Below are 17,223 nucleotides of genomic sequence, written 5' to 3'. Positions count from 1 at the left end.
CGATGGCAGCACCACAGTTTAGACCACAAAGAGATTATACACAGACAGCACCTGTTCAACCGAGAGTTCAACCACAACAACCGCAAAAACAGGCGCCGAAGCCGAGCCATCGACCACGACGACGAAAATGGACGAAGGGTGAAAAAATATTAACAGTGATGATGATTATCGTTGTTGTTGCGACATCATTAGTTAGTTTGAATTTGCAATCTTCAATTAGCCAAACAACGATTAAAAATGTTGAAGTTGACCGAGAAATTAAAACATTGCAAAAAGAAAATGAAGTACTTGAAAATAAAATCGCTAAAAAGTCTACATATGAACATTTCTTACAAAAAGCGAAGGAATTAGGTTTAACACCAAACTCTGACAATGTTAAGGCAGTGACAAAAGAATGAATAATAATAGACGATTTGGACGAAAAGGAGCCTTTTTAATGCTAGTCATTTTTGGCTTCTTATTTTTGCTTATGTTTTTGAGAGTATTTTATATTCAAGTAGTTGGAAAAGTTGATGGACATGATTTAGTTTCAGAAGCTAAAAATCGTCATGACATTGAAACGGTACAAAAAGCAAAACGAGGCGAGATTTTAGACCGTAATGGTTCGGTAATTGCGACAAATGTAGTAAGTTATAATGTTACTGCTGTACTTACTCCTAAAGCATCTAAAGGTATGCCGGACGGACAATACCGTCATGTACATGATAAAGAAAAAACAGCAAAAGTTTTAGCGCGTTATTTAGACTTAAAAGAAACTGAAATATTGAATATTTTAATGCGTAAAACAGCAAAAGGTGAAACACCTTACCAAGTTGAATTTAAATCTGCAGGACGTGACTTACCTTACGATATTAAACAGCAGATTGAAAAAGAAAAGTTACCTGGCATTGAGTTTGAAGAAACAATGAAACGCTATTATCCAAAAGGAGTTTTTGCATCTAATATTATTGGTTTTACACAAAAAGTATGGGATGAGAAAAAACTTAAGTACATAGAAGTGGGACAAGCAGGTCTTGAAAAAACGTACAATCAGGAGTTAGCCGGAAAAGATGGTACTGCTAACTTTGAAATTGATCGATGGGGGTATTTACTTCCTGGAACTGATAAATTAGTGACACCAGCAAAAGATGGGGATGAAATTTATTTAACGATTGATCAAACGATTCAAAGTATTTTAGACAATGAAGTATCACGTGTAGATGCAGAGTACAAACCTGAATCAATTGTAGCAGTGGTTGCAAACCCTAAAACGGGTGAGATTTTAGCGTCTACTCAACGTCCAACATATAATCCGCAAACAGGTGAAGGAATTAACTCAAGTTGGTTAAATCAATTAACACAAATTACAATTGAACCTGGTTCTACAATGAAAACATTTACGTTAGCAACTGCAATTGAAAAGGGCGTATGGAACGAGAATGCAACTTTCATGTCAGGGCAGTATCGTGTAGGAGATCGTGTTATTCGTGATGCAAATCAAGTTGGTTGGGGGCGTATTAGTTATCTTGAGGGGATTCAACGATCTTCGAATGTAGGGATGGCTAATTTATTGAATTTAATTGGTGAAGACTATTTCCTTAAATCAATTCATAAATTTGGTTTTGGCGAAAAAACAGGAATTGATTTACCGAAAGAGGCAACTGGTCAAATTTTAGATCAATACAAAATTAATAAAGTAACGACCACGTATGGTCAAGGCTCGACTGTTACACCAATTCAACTAATCCAAGCAGTATCTGCGATTGCAAATGACGGTAAAATGATGCAACCATATGTTATTCAAAAAATTGTAGATCCAAACACAAAAAAAGTTGTGAAAGAAAACAAGCCTAAAGTAAAAAGCTCACCTGTATCAGCAGATACAGCGAAAGAAGTGAGACGTATCTTAGCGACGACTATAACTTCAGAAAAAGGAACAGCGCAGAAGTTTGCAAGTACTGATTATGAAGTTTCTGGGAAGACAGGGACGGCACAAGTAGCTAACTCCTCTGGAGGCTATTCATGGGGGAAAAATCAATTTTTATATTCTTTCTTAGGTATGGCACCTGCGAAAGACCCGAAATTGGTCATGTATGTAGCAGTGAAGAAGCCAAAATTGAAGGTAACAGAAGTGGGGTCAGAACCAACTTCTAAAATTTTCAATGCAGTTATGGAAAGTAGCTTAAAATATTTAAATGTTGGTACGACGAAACAGAAAAAAATTGATTCTGTAAAAATAGCAGATTATGTACAACAAGAAACAAATACAGCAACATCAGCTATTACAAAAGAAGGGTTTGTCCCGGTTGTTATTGGAGATGGTTTAGCTGTAGCAGAACAATATCCACAAAAAAACACGCCACTTTTAAAAGGTAACAAAATATTCTTGAAAACATATGGAGATGTAACGCTACCAGACTTTAAAGGATGGTCACTTCGAGATCTTCTCACATTCAAAGAACTAAGTGGTCTTAACATCGAAATTAGTGGAAGTGGTTATGTACAGAAACAAAGCGTGCCTGCAGGAACTGTAGTAAAACCAAAACAAAAAATTAAAGTTCAGTTAAAGACACCTCAAGAGCAATATAAGAAAACAAAATAATGTAGAAGCTAAAAGGAATCACTTTTTGTCAAATGAATTCTGCAAAACACATGAAAAAAAACAAGGTTTTAAGCCATTTGACCTTTAAATTTCAATGTGAAACTACTATGATAGAACATGTACTTAAACGTAATTAAAGGAGAATTAGAATGACAATTTCAATCATGCTAATTACTTTATTTGCAGGATTTTTATTCTCTGCAATTATTGGACCATTAGCAATCCCGTTTTTAAGACGTATGAAGTTCGGACAAAGTATTCGTGAAGAAGGTCCGCAATCTCATATGAAGAAGCAAGGAACACCAACTATGGGAGGCGTTATCTTCCTATTTTCAATTGTAATCTCAACATTTGGTGTAAGTATTTATTATGGCGAATTTACCGTACAATCTGTTGTGCTATTAATCGTACTACTTGGTTTTGGTATCGTTGGATTTTTAGATGATGGTTTGAAAATTATTTTCAAAAGAAACTTAGGTTTAACATCACTTCAAAAGTTAATCGCTCAAATCGTTATTTCAGTATTAGCCTATTTCTTATTAAAAGGAACTGGCTTTGCAAATGAATTATCAGTACCTTATACAGAAATCGTATTAAACTTTGGTACGTTCTATATTTTATTTATGGTATTTTGGTTAGTTGGATTCTCAAATGCTGTGAATTTAACAGACGGATTAGATGGTTTGGTAGCAGGTACAGGTGCAATAGCCTTTGCAGCTTTTGGTGTAATTGCTTATGTACAAGACCAAACAGACTTATCGATTTTCTCTTTTGCAGTGGCAGGAGCATTGTTAGGATTCCTAATATTTAATAAAAACCCTGCAAAAGTATTTATGGGGGATACAGGTTCACTGGCACTTGGTGGTGCACTTGGAATTGTATCGATTTTAACTCATCAAGAGTTATTACTTTTATTAATTGGTTTAGTATTTGTAGTCGAAACAGCCTCTGTTATGTTACAAGTTGGAAGTTTTAAAATTCGTAAAAAACGTATTTTCAAAATGGCTCCAATTCATCATCACTTTGAATTATCAGGTTGGTCAGAACAACGTGTTGTTGTGACATTCTGGATTGTCGGAATCATTTGTGCGTTAATTGCAGTGCTGCCGGAGGTTTTATAGCATGAAAATGATTGAATCGATGAAAGATAAAAAAGTACTTGTACTTGGCCTTGCTAAAAGTGGGGTAGCCGCTGCGAAACTTCTTCACAAGTTAGGCGCTTTTGTAACAGTAAATGACGCAAAGCCTTTTGAAGAAAATCAAGATGCGCAATTATTATTACAACATGGTATTACAGTTATTTGTGGAGATCACCCAAAGGACTTACTTGATGATGGTTTTGAATTAGTTGTTAAAAATCCAGGTATCCCATATACAAACCCAATCATTGAAGATGCATTAATGCGCAAATTACCTGTTTGGACAGAGGTTGAGCTCGCTTATCGTATAAGCGAGGCGCCTATGATTGGTATTACGGGCTCAAATGGCAAAACAACAACCACTTCGTTATTATTTGAAGTATTAAAAGAAGGCAATTTACATCCATTAATTGCTGGGAATATTGGTACAGTTGCTTGTGGCGTTACAGCAGAAGCGACAAAAGATGAAGTGGTTGTAACAGAATTATCTTCTTTCCAATTAATGGGTACAGAGCAATTTAAGCCGAAAATCGCTATTTGGACAAATTTATTTGAAGCACATATTGATTACCACGGTACGATGGAAGACTATGCAAAAGCAAAATTTAATGTAACGCGTAATCAAGACGAAAGTGACTACCTGATTTATAATGCGGATCAAGAGATTGTTGTAAATGAAGTAGTTGCTTCTAAAGCTACAAAAATCCCATTTTCATCTACCCGTATTTTAAAAGATGGTATTAGTGCAGATGATGAAATGATTTATTGGATGGGTGAACCTTATTTAGAACGCTCTGTAATTGCATTACCAGGTAAACATAATTTAGAGAACGTACTTTGTGTAGTAGCGACAGCTATTTTAATGGCGTGTCCAAAAGAAGCGTTAACACATGTGTTGCAAACTTTTGCAGGTGTAGAGCATCGCACACAATTTGTTGGTATGTATAATGGACGCAAATTTTATAATGATTCCAAAGCAACGAATACATTAGCAACAAAAAGTGCCCTCTCAGCTTTCCATACACCAATCATTCTTCTAGCAGGCGGACTAGATCGAGGACATTCATTCGAAGCTCTACGACCATATATGAATAATGTAAAGGCTGTAGTTGTATCCGGTGAAACAAAAGAGCGATTTGCTGAATTCGCAAACTCTTGTGGTGTATCGGTAATTGAAACAGCTGAAATTATGGAAGATGCTGTGCCAAAAGCATATGCATTATCTGAAGAAGGAGATATCATTTTATTATCTCCATCATGTGCGAGTTGGGATCAGTATCCAAGTTTTGAAAATCGCGGCGAACGTTTTGTTGAAGCGGTAGAAAAATTAAAAGTAAATTAAGGAAGTGAGACAATGCAAAAAATAATTGAATTAAAAGAGCATCAAAGTGCGATTATTGAGCGAAGAAAAAAACAGAAAAAACGTAATATAATCACACTATTCATTATTCTCGGCATTGTCTTACTTATTTTAGTGTATGTGCAATCACCATTAAGTCATATTTCAAAAGTAACTATAAAAGGGAATCATTTTGAAACAAATCAATATTACATAGAAAAAAGTGGATTAACTGTTGGAGATTCATTGTGGGGATTTAAAAAAGATCAAGTAGTACAAAATTTAGAAAAGCTAGATTTTGTAAAACAAGTAACAGTCGAAAGAAAATGGTTAAATAGCGTAGCGATTAAAATAAAAGAGAATCGACGAGTAGCTATTCTAAGAACGAGTAATGCACAATATTATGTACTTGAAAACGGTGAACTCTTACCCGGTAGAATTAAACCGAAAAGTTATGAGTTGCCTATTCTATTAAATTTACATGATGAAAAGCAACGTAAAGAACTAGTGAAACAATTAATGCAATTGTCGCCAGATTTATTGCAAATGATTTCTCAAATCGAACCAGCACCTACAAAATCAAATCCAGAATTATTAAAGATGTATATGAATGATGGATTTGAAGTGCGAATTGATATTCCAAAGATTGCATCAAAAATGAAGTACTATCCTTCAATTATTGCGCAATTAAATCAAAATAAAAAAGGTGTTATTCATTTGGAGATTGGTGGCTATTATAATTCTTTTAAATTAGAATATAAATAGACTACCTATCCAGAATATCTTTTTTTAAAAATCTATGGAATAATATGAGTAACCTAAAAATTATTTTTCTATAAGTGTGTATAAAAGAGTTTTTTAGGGTATAGAGTAGTGGTGCTTTGTCTTAATGTATGTGTTAGATATAAAGTACAATCTTCAGCATAAGTTAGTGCTAGGGTTTAAGTCATATTTGTTTTTGTTTGTTCAATCGACAAAAATCCTAATAATGTGGTAAAAAATCCTAAAGTTATTTAGACAAATATAACAATATACAATAAAATATAAACTAAAGAGAAATAAGAGGAGGTGCTATTCATTGAGTCAGTCAGAATTGTTTGTTTCATTAGACATTGGTTCAAGTTCTGTGAAATGTATCATTGGTGAAGTTGTAGACCATACAACTATCCATATGATTGGTGTAGGTAAAGAGAAATCTTCTGGAATTAAAAAAGGAAGTATCGTCGATATTGATGCAGCAGGTCAATCGATTCGAAAAGCCATTAACCAAGCCGAACGCATGCTAGGTATTAGCGTTAAAAAAGTTGTAGTAGGTATTCCAGCAAATCAAGTAGCACTTCAAAAAGTAAAAGGTGTCGTTGCGATTAGTAACGATAATCGTGAAATTACAGATGAAGATTTAGATCGAGTAATGGAATCTGCAGAGTCAATGGTAGGAGCACATGGTCATACAAGAGTGGAGCTTATTCCAGAGCAGTTTATTGTTGATAATTTGCCAGAGATTAGCGACCCACGTGGTATGTTAGGAATTCGTTTAGAGATGGATGCTACAGTTGCAACATCTCCAGATACGTATTTACATAATATCGTACGATGTGTAGAAAGAACTGGAGTTGAAATCCAACAAATTTATTTACAGCCACATGTATCAGGTTATTATGCATTGACAGAAGATGAAAAGTCACGTGGCACATTATTTATTGATATGGGTGCAGATACAACAACAATCGGTGTTTATAAAGACAGTCGCTTTACGAATGTTGCGATGATTCCAATTGGTGGCGAAAATATTACAAAAGATTTGTCAATTATTTTAAAAACATCAATGGAACAAGCAGAGAAAATCAAAAAAGATTATGGTCATGCGTTTTACGATACAGCTTCTGACCATGAAATGTTTACAGTGCCAATCATTGGAACAGATTCTAAAGAGCAGTATAGCCAACGATTTATTTCAGAGATTATTGGAGCTCGTGTAGAAGAAATTTTTGATTTAATTTTAGACGAACTATATGCACAGCAAGTAGAAGATTTACCAGGTGGTGTCGTTATTACTGGTGGTGTGGCAAAGTTAGAAGGCTTACAAGAATTAGCAACAGAGAAATTACAATCAAGCGTTCGATTATATACACCAACTCAAATTGGTGCGCGCGACCCTGAGCTATCGGGAGCAGTTAGTTTGATTCGTTATGCTTATAAAGATAGTGAATTTTATAATGATTACTCTGAAGAAATGTCAATCGAGGTTCCAGAACAAGAAGAACCACGTAAAGAACGCAAAGCTAAAGAGTATGATGACGAAGAAGCACCACCTAAAGAAGGTATTGTTGGTAAATTGAAGCGACTTGTAAATAATCTAATCGAGTAAAGATAGAGAAACGAACTGAATATTTCTACAAAGATAAGCAAAAGAGGAGGAAATGGCATGTTAGAATTTGATACAAATGATGATGCACTAGCCGTAATTAAAGTAATTGGTGTTGGCGGTGGTGGTAATAATGCTGTAAATCGTATGATTGAGCATGGTGTTCAAGGTGTAGAATTTATTGCTGTTAATACAGATGCACAAGCATTAAAGCTATCAAGTGCTGAAATAAAATTACAAATCGGTGCTAAATCAACACGTGGATTAGGTGCAGGTGCTAACCCAGAAGTTGGTAAAAAAGCAGCGGAAGAAAGTAAAGAACAATTAGAAGAAGCATTAGCTGGAGCAGATATGGTATTTGTTACTGCTGGAATGGGCGGTGGTACAGGTACTGGTGCGGCACCTGTTATTGCACAAATCGCTCGCGATTTAGGCGCTTTAACAGTAGGTGTTGTTACACGTCCATTTACATTCGAAGGTCGTAAACGCCAATCACAAGCATTAGCTGGTACACAAGCAATGAAAGAAGCGGTAGATACATTAATCGTTATTCCAAATGATCGCTTATTAGAAATTGTTGATAAGAGTACACCAATGCTTGAAGCATTCCGTGAAGCTGATAATGTACTTCGTCAAGGGGTTCAAGGTATTTCGGATTTAATCGCTGTACCAGGTTTAATTAACTTAGACTTTGCAGACGTAAAAACGATTATGTCTAATAAGGGCTCAGCATTAATGGGTATCGGTGTAGCCTCGGGTGAAACACGCGCTGTAGAAGCGGCGAAAAAAGCTATCTCAAGTCCGTTACTTGAAACATCAATTACAGGTGCAAAAGGTGTTCTAATGAATATTACGGGTGGAGCAAGTTTAAGTCTGTTTGAAGTACAGGAAGCGGCAGCAATCGTTGCGTCTGCATCAGACGAAGATGTTAATATTATCTTCGGTTCTGTTATTAATGATGACTTAAAAGATGAGATTGTTGTGACAGTTATTGCAACAGATTTTAATGAAGCAGCTGTTGTGCCAGATCCACGCCAAATGATGCGTCCGGGTCTGAATCAGACTGCGCGCCCACAACAAGTACAACAGTCACCTCAACCAGTACAACAACCGGTTCAAGAAGAGACAGCAACAACTTCAAATAATACGATGTCTGAAGATACGTATGAAATCCCGGCATTCTTAAGAAATCGTAAAAATCGCCGATAAAATAATATAGGTGAGTATCATTTTGAGCCAACAAGTGTTGCACACTAACATTTGTTGGCTTTTATTACAAGCACATAACAGTGTAGACATGTAGGGTGCTATTCATTGAAATCTCTTTATATGCTTGATACAATGAGACTATAAGTAACTTTGAAAAGTTGGGAAGAATATGAAAACAATTACAGAGAATCTAAAAAATATTCAACAACATATAATAGACGCAGCTGAAAAAGCACAGCGTAATACCGAGGATGTTCAAATTATTGCAGTTACAAAACAAGTATCAATTGAACGCGCGCAAGAAGCAATTAGCAATGGTTTGCGACATTTAGGTGAAAACCGCCCTGAAGGATTGATTGCTAAAGAAGAAGTAATTGGTAAACAAGCAATCTGGCATTATATTGGTTCTTTACAAACTAGAAAAGTGCGTAAAGTAATTAATCAAATTGATTATTTACATTCATTAGATCGTCTTAGCTTAGCAGAAGAAATTGAAAAAAGAGCAAATCAAGTAGTAAAGTGTTTCGTACAGGTCAATGTTTCAGAAGAAGAAGCTAAGCATGGTTTAAGTGTAGAAGAAACGATTCCATTTATTAAAGATTTAGCAGCGTATTCTAAAATTCAAATTGTAGGCTTAATGACGATGGCACCAAATACAGAGGACGAAGAAATTATTCGCTACACATTTAAGGGTTTAAAAAAATTACAACAACAAGTCGTAGATTTACAAATCCCGTATGCGCCATGTTCAGAACTTTCGATGGGTATGTCGAATGATTATGCAATTGCAATTGAAGAAGGTGCAACCTTTGTGAGAATCGGTACGGCTTTAGTTGGAAGTGAAGGAAGTGTTTCGGAGTGAAAATGAAAAATGTCGTTAAAAACTTTTTTAGACTAGATGATGAAGAGTTCTATGAAGAAGAGGAAACAACATCGACACAAGTAAAATCAAAACAACAACCAGAAGCACAACCACCTGTTCAAGAAGTATCAAAGAATGCAATGGCGATTCCAAATCGACCACGTCCGAATAAGTCAAAAAAGCCGACAGCAGTACCAACTGTTATTGAAAATGAGCAAGTAGGCTCGATTCATAACGTGGTGAGTTTTACACAAAAAACATCAAAAGTGATTTTATTCGAACCATTTTCTTATACAGAAGTAGAAAATATCGGGGATTGTTTAAAAAATAAACGAGCAGCAGTTGTAAATTTACAGCGTATTGATAAAGTACAAGGAAGTCGTATGATTGATTTTCTAAGTGGTGTCATTTTCGCTTTAAATGGCGATATTAAACAAGTCGGTTCAAATATATTTTTATGCACACCTGATAATGTTGAAGTAGATGGGGCTATTTCAAATTATCATTTTGATGATTAGAGGAGATATTACATGTTAATAAACGTAATTAATATCGCGTTTGAAATTTATTTTTATGTCATTATTGCTTATGTATTGATGTCATGGTTACCGGCATTACAAGGGTCTACTTTTGGTCAAGTGATTGGCAAGATTGTTGAACCTTATTTGGAAATTTTCAGAAAGATTATTCCACCGATTGGTATGATTGATATTTCACCAATTGTTGCAATCATCGCACTGAATTTTATTCAACTTGGTGTAATCAAAGTATTGTTTTATCTAATGTATTAAATAGAATGTTGAAGGGTGACCTTTTCACAGTATCGTTCGTAAGTCACTATACTGAGAGAAGGTCACTTTTTTGAGGTGAAAACATGGAAGAAATTTTACAACACTTTCGAGAAGATGAGCAGCCTTTTGTTATTCAAGCGAAAGAATGGATTGCAGATGTGGCACTACGATATACACCAAAACTAACCGCTTTTTTAGATCCACGCCAAATTGCTATTATTACATCTTTAGTAGGTCACAATGGTGATGTAAAGATTCAAACATCTGGTGGTTTTATAGAAGCAGAAAGGCAGCGTGTGCTGCTATACCCAGATTACTTTGAGCCAGAAAAGAATGATTTCGAGTTAGTGGTATATGAATTACGTTACCCCGCAAAATTCTTACAATTAAAACACGGTGATGTTTTAGGTGCATTAATGGCGACAGGTTTAGATCGTGGTAAGTTTGGGGATATTAGAATAGATGGAGAAAAAATCCAATTTGTTATACAAAAAGCATTTGCATCCTTTATTATGGTTAATTTAGAGTCCATTCATAAAGCGAAGGTTCATTTAATGGAAGTGACAGAAGAAGCTCATTATCTTTTGCCACAAGATCAATGGACGGAACAATATGATACGGTATCTTCGTTACGTTTAGATACAGTAATTGCATCTGTTTATAAAATATCACGTCAAAAGGCATCGCAATTGATTCAAGCTGGAAAAGTAAAAGTGAACCATCAGCAACAAGAGCAAGGAACGATGGAGTTAGAAGAACAAGATTTAATCTCAATTCGAGGGTTTGGTCGCTCTATGATTCGTTCAATCGAAGGACGTACAAAAAAAGATAAAATTCGTATTGTATTTGGGAAATTAGAAAGAAAAAGATAAAAATTATAAAAAAATGATAATAGTAGATGAAGTTATACCTAATGAGGGGTATAATAAACCTATCTATATTGACAGAAAAAAGGGGAGAAAAATATGCCAATATCACCAATCGATATACATAATAAGGAATTCAACCGCGCGTTTCGTGGATATAATGAAGATGAGGTTAATGAGTTTTTAGAACAAGTCATGGAAGATTTGAAAGTCATTTTAGACGAAAAAAAGGAATTGGAAAACCGTCTGGTATCGATGAATGAGCAAATTGGTCATTATAACTCTTTAGAAGATACACTTCAAAAGTCAATTATTGTGGCACAAGAAGCGGCTGAAGAAGTGCGTCGTAATTCACAAAAAGAAGCGAAGTTAATTGTGAAAGAAGCAGAGAAAAATGCCGATCGTATTGTGAACGAAGCACTTTCAAAAGCGCGTCGTATTGCGATGGAAATTGAAGAACTGAAAAAACAATCAAAAGTATTCCGCAATCGCTTTAAAATGATTGTAGAAGCACAATTGGACTTAATCGAGAATGATGATTGGGATCATTTAATGGAATATGAAGCAGATACATCAGAACTAGAACATTTAAATTTACCACAAGAATAGTTGAGTACTACTTGACGAATGCGAAACGTTTTTTTATAATCGCATTATATGTATAAAAGTATTGATAGAGACAGTATTTTATGAGAGCAGTAAAGCGATTCGAGGATAGTGTAAGCTCGGACAACGTAATCATAAGAGAAAATCACTCTTGAACTAGATTGCTGAACAGATTTAGTAAGCAATCTCGGGCGCACACCGTTACTGTGTTCTAAGAGGCAAATTAAGTAGAATTAGTTTGCAACTAGGGTGGTACCGCGAGAATACTCCTCCTCGTCCCTTTGGGATGGGGAGTTTTTTTATTTCCTGGGAAATTTCCTAGGAAAAATATGAGATGAATTAGAGGAGGAACTTCAATATGGATTATAAAAATACACTATTGATGCCAAAAACTGATTTCCCGATGCGTGGAAATTTACCAAACAACGAACCAAAAATCCAAGATAAATGGAACGAGATGGATATTAATAAACTTGTTCTTGAACGTACAAAAGATCGTACACCATTTATCTTACATGATGGACCTCCGTATGCGAACGGCGATTTACACATGGGTCACGCTTTAAACAAAGTATTAAAAGATATGATTAACCGTCACCGCTCAATGACAGGTTATTTTGTACCGTACGTTCCTGGTTGGGATACGCATGGTTTACCAATTGAACAAGCATTAACTAAAAAAGGACATGACCGTAAAAAAATGTCGGTAGCAGAATTCCGTGAGTTATGTATGCAATATGCATATGAACAAGTAAATAACCAACGTGAACAATTCCGTCGTATTGGTGTTCGTGGTGATTGGGAAAATCCATATATCACATTAAAACCAGAGTTTGAAGCTCGTCAAATTGGTGTATTTGGTCGTATGGCTGAAAAAGGTTATATCTATAAAGGATTAAAACCTGTTTACTGGTCACCTTCAAGTGAGTCAGCATTAGCAGAAGCTGAAATCGAATATGCTAATGTAACATCACCATCAATTTATGTAGCATTTGCTGTAGAAGATGGAAAAGGCGTTGTGAACCAAGATGAAAAGTTCATCATCTGGACAACAACACCATGGACAATCCCGGCAAACTTAGGTATTTCTGTAAATCCTGAATTCACATATGTTGTAGTGAAAGCAAACAATCAAAAATATATCGTAGCAAAAGATTTATTAGAGGACGTTGCACAAAAACTAGGTTTTGAAAATGTGGAGATTGATCGTGAAATCTCAGGTGCAGATTTAGAAAACGTAACAGCGAAACATCCTTTATTTGACCGCACATCATTAGTAATGTTAGGTGACCACGTAACAGCAGAAGCTGGTACAGGTTGTGTTCATACAGCGACAGGTCATGGTGAAGATGACTATCAAGTTGGTAAACGTTATGGACTTGAAACATTATCAATCGTTGATAACAAAGGTATGATGACAGAAGATGCAGGCGAATTTGCTGGTTTATTCTATGAAAAAGCAAATGGACCAATCTGTGATAAGTTAGAAGAAGTAGGTGCTTTATTAAGCAAAACATTCTTCGAGCACTCGTACCCACATGACTGGCGTACAAAAAAACCAGTTATTTTCCGTGCAACACCACAATGGTTTGCATCAATTGAAAGCTTCCGCGGCGAATTATTACAGGCGATTCGTGATACAAACTTCACACCTGTATGGGGTGAAACACGTCTGTATAATATGATTCGTGATCGTGGTGACTGGTGTATTTCTCGTCAACGTACATGGGGCGTTCCAATTCCTGTATTCTATGCTGAGAACGGTGAAGAAATCATCACAAAAGAAACAATTGAACACGTACAAAACTTATTCCGTGAACACGGTTCAAATATTTGGTTCCAAAAAACAGCAAAAGAATTATTACCAGAAGGCTTCACACATCCTGGTTCACCAAATGGTGAGTTTACAAAAGAAAATGACATCATGGATGTATGGTTTGACTCAGGTTCAACACATCAAGGTGTATTAGATGAGCGTCCAGAATTACGCTACCCAGCTGATTTATATTTAGAGGGTTCTGACCAATATCGTGGTTGGTTCAACTCATCATTAATCACATCTGTTGCAATCAATGGTCACGCACCTTATAAAGGTTTATTATCACATGGTTTCGTACTAGATGGTGATGGTCGTAAGATGTCTAAATCACTTGGTAACATCATCGCGCCATCTAAAGTAATGAACCAATACGGTGCAGATATCCTACGTCTATGGGTTGCTTCTGTTGACTATACAGCAGACGTTCGTATCTCAATGGATATGTTAAAACAAGTTTCAGAAGTATATCGTAAAGTACGTAATACGCTTAAATTCTTACATGGTAACTTACACGACTTCAATCGTGAAACAGACTATGTAGCATATGAAGATTTACGTGAAGTAGATCAATACATGTACATGAAGTTACAACAGTTCATCAAAACAGTACGTGAAGCATATGATGCATATGAATTTGCAACAGTGTATAAAGCGATGAACAACTTCATCTCATCTGATTTAAGTTCATTCTACTTAGATCTTGCGAAAGATGTTGTCTATATTGAAGGTTACGATCAACCAGCTCGTCGTGCGATGCAATCTGTTATTGCAGATACATTAGATGCATTACTAAAGCTATTATCACCGATCATTCCACACACAGCGGATGAAATGTGGTCATATTTAGAAGATACAGATGTACCTTCTGTTCAATTAACAGACATGCCAGATGCAGTTTCAAAAGACAACTTCGAAACATTAGATGAAAAATGGTCACGTATTATGGAAATTCGTAGTGTTGTGTTAAAAGCACTTGAACAAGCGCGTAACCATAAAGTTATCGGTAAATCACTTGAAGCGAAAGTAACAGTTTACTGTGATGAGCAAACAACAGCATTGCTACAAGACCCTACAATTAACTTTGCACAATTAAGCATCGTTTCTCAATTTGTAGTAGGTGGCTTAACAAGCGAAGCACCTGATAGCGCTGTAGAGCAAGATGGTATTGCGGTAACAGTAGAAAAAGCTGAAGGTGAAAAATGTGAGCGCTGCTGGACAATTTCAGAAACAGTTGGCTCTAATGAACAACACCCTACACTTTGCGCACATTGTGCAGAAGTAGTAGAAGCTTATTACGTAGAAGCTGAATAATAAGAATTTAAACATCTTCCTATAATCGTTCATTCGGTTTGGGAAGATGTTTTTCTTTGTGTGCAATTCGTGAAAGAAGTAGAACATGAATAAAAAAATCTTTCGGTTATTTCTCAAAAAGTGAATGGGTATGGTAAAATGAGTAACATATTGTATAGACGGAGGAAACAAGGTGTTTAAATATTATCTTATTGCATTATTTGTTATTGTGTTAGACCAAGTAACGAAGTGGTTTGTAGTAGACAATATGGAACTTGGACAAGAAGTGTCGGTATTTGACCCATATTTATCTATTTATTCGCATCGAAATCGCGGCGCTGCGTGGGGAATTCTACAAGATCAATTCTGGTTATTCGCCATCATTACAGTAGTCGTGGTCGTAGGGATTATCTATTTTTACCATAAAGAAGCAAAAAGAAAACCGTTATTACAGGCGAGTTTAATGATGCTTTTAGGTGGTGCAATTGGTAACTTTATCGACCGAGTATTTCGTGGAGAAGTTGTCGATTTTGTCAGTGTATTAATCCCAGGAATCAATTATCAATTCCCGATTTTTAATATTGCAGATGCAGCGTTAACGCTCGGCGTTATTATGTTAATTATATATATTCTTTTCGAAGATCGAAAAGTAAAGAAAAAGGTGAAGTAATGTCAGAAACATTTTTAATTACAGCAGAACAAAAAGGTCAACGTCTTGATAAAGTCTTAGGAGCTTTACAAGAAGAATGGTCGCGTGGTCAAATTCAAACATTTATTGATGAAGGTCATTTATTAGTAAATGGAGAAAAAGTAAAAAAAACATATAAACTAAAAGAGAACGATGAAATTGTCGTGAATCCTCCAGAGCCAGAGCCACTTGAAATTTTAGCAGAAGATTTAAACTTAGAAATCGTTTATGAAGATGCAGATGTATTAGTTGTGAATAAGCCAAAAGGTATGGTTGTTCATCCAGCGCCTGGTCATACAACCGGTACATTAGTGAATGGTTTAATGCATCAAGTAACAGATTTATCAGGTATTAATGGTGTGATGCGTCCAGGAATTGTTCACCGTATTGATAAAGATACATCAGGTTTATTAATGGTTGCTAAAAATGATTTAGCACATGAGTCGCTTGTACAACAACTAGTCGACAAGTCTGTAACACGTCGTTATATTGCATTAGTTCATGGTCATATTCCACATGATAAAGGTACAATTGATGCACCAATCGGACGTGACAAAAAAGACCGTCAAAAAATGGGCGTTGTAGATGAAGGAAAGCACGCTGTAACACATTTCCAAGTGATTGGTCGCTTTGGTGTAGACTATACATTAGTACAATGCCGTCTTGAAACAGGTCGTACACACCAAATTCGTGTGCATATGAACTACATCGGCTATCCATTAGTAGGCGATCCGAAATATGGACCGAAAAAGACAATGGATATCGGTGGTCAGGCATTACACGCAGGTGTACTTGGTTTTGTTCATCCACGTACGAATGAATATTTAGAGTTTGAAGCGCCAATGCCACAAGAGTTTGACGCATTATTGAACGAACTAAAATCTTCATACGATAAAAAATAAAAAAGCAATTGACACTTTAAGTCATAGAGCATATACTGATAACAGTGAAAAACTAATATTCACCTTTAAAGACAGTCCAGAGAGGCTGAAAAGGATGCGAAGAATGTGGGATTACTGTATGCGTACAGTGTATTTGACATATCTATAAGTATACCTATAACCTCTCGGGCATAACGCTCGGGAGTTTTTTTATGCCACGAAATAGGGAGGTAATAACCGTGACAAAAAAAGCAGAAATTCTTGATCAAGCAGGTATGAATCGTGCTTTAACACGAATTGCACACGAAATCATCGAACGCAATGAGGGTATTGATGAAGTGATTTTAGTTGGAATCAAAACACGCGGTGCATACTTAGCGAAACGTTTAGCACAAAAAATCAATACGATTGAGAAAAAAGAAATTCGTTCAGGAGAATTAGACATCTCACTTTATCGTGATGACTTATCGACAAAGACGAATAACGGAGAAGCACTCGTACAACAAGTAGATATTACAGATGATGTAACGAATCAAAAAGTTGTACTCGTAGATGATGTATTGTACACAGGACGTACGGTACGTGCAGCAATGGACGCTGTAATGGATGTCGGTAGACCTTCACAAATTCAACTAGCCGTTCTAGTTGACAGAGGACATCGTGAACTACCAATTCGTGCAGACTTCGTAGGGAAAAACATTCCAACAGCAAGTCATGAACGCATTGTTGTAAGCATGGTGGAAGTAGACGATACAGACCAAGTAGCCATTTACGAATAAGCAAGATA

16 protein-coding genes and 1 other annotated feature are annotated in these 17,223 nt (G+C 35.9%); all 16 genes read left to right on the top strand.

Going from position 1 to position 17,223, the window contains the following annotated elements; translation table 11 throughout:
• Positions 1-2 precede the first annotated feature (2 nt).
• The 16 genes from ftsL2 (at position 3) to pyrR (ending at position 17,215) form a co-directional block, all read left to right on the top strand.
• The gene (gene ftsL2, locus ASO14_RS11025; protein WP_068455094.1) at positions 3-398 is read left to right on the top strand and encodes a cell division protein FtsL; all 396 of its coding nucleotides are present in this window, start codon (positions 3-5) and stop codon (positions 396-398) included.
• 38 nt (positions 399-436) lie between these two features.
• Complete coding sequence (locus ASO14_RS11020; RefSeq protein WP_121175728.1) at positions 437-2,581, top strand: penicillin-binding protein; 2,145 nt, start codon at positions 437-439, stop codon at positions 2,579-2,581.
• Positions 2,582-2,730: 149 nt separating this feature from the next.
• Positions 2,731-3,702 carry a phospho-N-acetylmuramoyl-pentapeptide-transferase gene (gene mraY, locus ASO14_RS11015; RefSeq protein ID WP_068455084.1) on the top strand — a complete coding sequence of 324 codons (972 nt, stop codon included), beginning with the start codon at positions 2,731-2,733 and terminating at the stop codon, positions 3,700-3,702.
• Position 3,703: 1 nt separating this feature from the next.
• Positions 3,704-5,062 carry a UDP-N-acetylmuramoyl-L-alanine--D-glutamate ligase gene (murD, locus tag ASO14_RS11010; RefSeq protein WP_068455082.1) on the top strand — a complete coding sequence of 453 codons (1,359 nt, stop codon included), beginning with the start codon at positions 3,704-3,706 and terminating at the stop codon, positions 5,060-5,062.
• A 12-nt stretch (positions 5,063-5,074) separates the two neighbouring features.
• The gene (locus tag ASO14_RS11005) at positions 5,075-5,824 is read left to right on the top strand and encodes a cell division protein FtsQ/DivIB (protein WP_068455081.1); all 750 of its coding nucleotides are present in this window, start codon (positions 5,075-5,077) and stop codon (positions 5,822-5,824) included.
• A 313-nt stretch (positions 5,825-6,137) separates the two neighbouring features.
• Positions 6,138-7,427, top strand: a complete 1,290-nt coding sequence (gene ftsA / locus ASO14_RS11000) for a cell division protein FtsA (RefSeq protein ID WP_068455077.1) — start codon at positions 6,138-6,140, stop codon at positions 7,425-7,427.
• Between the two features lie 57 nt (positions 7,428-7,484).
• A complete protein-coding gene (ftsZ, locus tag ASO14_RS10995; RefSeq protein ID WP_068455074.1) occupies positions 7,485-8,633 on the top strand; it encodes a cell division protein FtsZ in 1,149 nt (382 codons plus the stop codon).
• Positions 8,634-8,802: 169 nt separating this feature from the next.
• Positions 8,803-9,495 carry a YggS family pyridoxal phosphate-dependent enzyme gene (locus tag ASO14_RS10990; RefSeq protein WP_068455073.1) on the top strand — a complete coding sequence of 231 codons (693 nt, stop codon included), beginning with the start codon at positions 8,803-8,805 and terminating at the stop codon, positions 9,493-9,495.
• 2 nt (positions 9,496-9,497) lie between these two features.
• Positions 9,498-10,013 carry a cell division protein SepF gene (locus ASO14_RS10985; RefSeq protein WP_325921845.1) on the top strand — a complete coding sequence of 172 codons (516 nt, stop codon included), beginning with the start codon at positions 9,498-9,500 and terminating at the stop codon, positions 10,011-10,013.
• Positions 10,014-10,025: 12 nt separating this feature from the next.
• Positions 10,026-10,286, top strand: a complete 261-nt coding sequence (locus tag ASO14_RS10980; protein ID WP_068455063.1) for a YggT family protein — start codon at positions 10,026-10,028, stop codon at positions 10,284-10,286.
• Positions 10,287-10,369: 83 nt separating this feature from the next.
• On the top strand, positions 10,370-11,158 hold the full coding sequence (locus ASO14_RS10975; protein WP_068455062.1) for a YlmH family RNA-binding protein: 789 nt from the start codon (positions 10,370-10,372) through the stop codon (positions 11,156-11,158).
• Positions 11,159-11,251: 93 nt separating this feature from the next.
• Positions 11,252-11,761, top strand: a complete 510-nt coding sequence (locus tag ASO14_RS10970; protein WP_068455061.1) for a DivIVA domain-containing protein — start codon at positions 11,252-11,254, stop codon at positions 11,759-11,761.
• A gap of 52 nt (positions 11,762-11,813) precedes the next feature.
• Positions 11,814-12,042: a binding site (T-box leader), on the top strand.
• A gap of 74 nt (positions 12,043-12,116) precedes the next feature.
• Complete coding sequence (gene ileS, locus ASO14_RS10965) at positions 12,117-14,888, top strand: isoleucine--tRNA ligase (protein WP_068455060.1); 2,772 nt, start codon at positions 12,117-12,119, stop codon at positions 14,886-14,888.
• Between the two features lie 172 nt (positions 14,889-15,060).
• Positions 15,061-15,537: a signal peptidase II gene (gene lspA, locus ASO14_RS10960; RefSeq protein WP_068455058.1), complete on the top strand. Its 477-nt coding sequence runs from the start codon at positions 15,061-15,063 to the stop codon at positions 15,535-15,537.
• Positions 15,537-16,457, top strand: a complete 921-nt coding sequence (locus tag ASO14_RS10955) for an RluA family pseudouridine synthase (protein WP_068455057.1) — start codon at positions 15,537-15,539, stop codon at positions 16,455-16,457. The genes lspA and ASO14_RS10955 overlap by 1 nt, the downstream gene beginning before the upstream one ends.
• A 218-nt stretch (positions 16,458-16,675) precedes the next feature.
• Entirely contained in the window at positions 16,676-17,215 is a 540-nt protein-coding gene (gene pyrR / locus ASO14_RS10950) for a bifunctional pyr operon transcriptional regulator/uracil phosphoribosyltransferase PyrR (RefSeq protein ID WP_068455056.1), read from the top strand.
• The last annotated feature ends 8 nt before the right edge of the window (positions 17,216-17,223 follow it).

It is taken from the genome of Kurthia sp. 11kri321 (genome assembly GCF_001534765.1).
Taxonomy (GTDB): domain Bacteria; phylum Bacillota; class Bacilli; order Bacillales_A; family Planococcaceae; genus Kurthia; species Kurthia gibsonii.
Note: the sequence above shows the minus strand (reverse complement) of the source record. Positions and strands in the feature narration are given on the sequence as shown.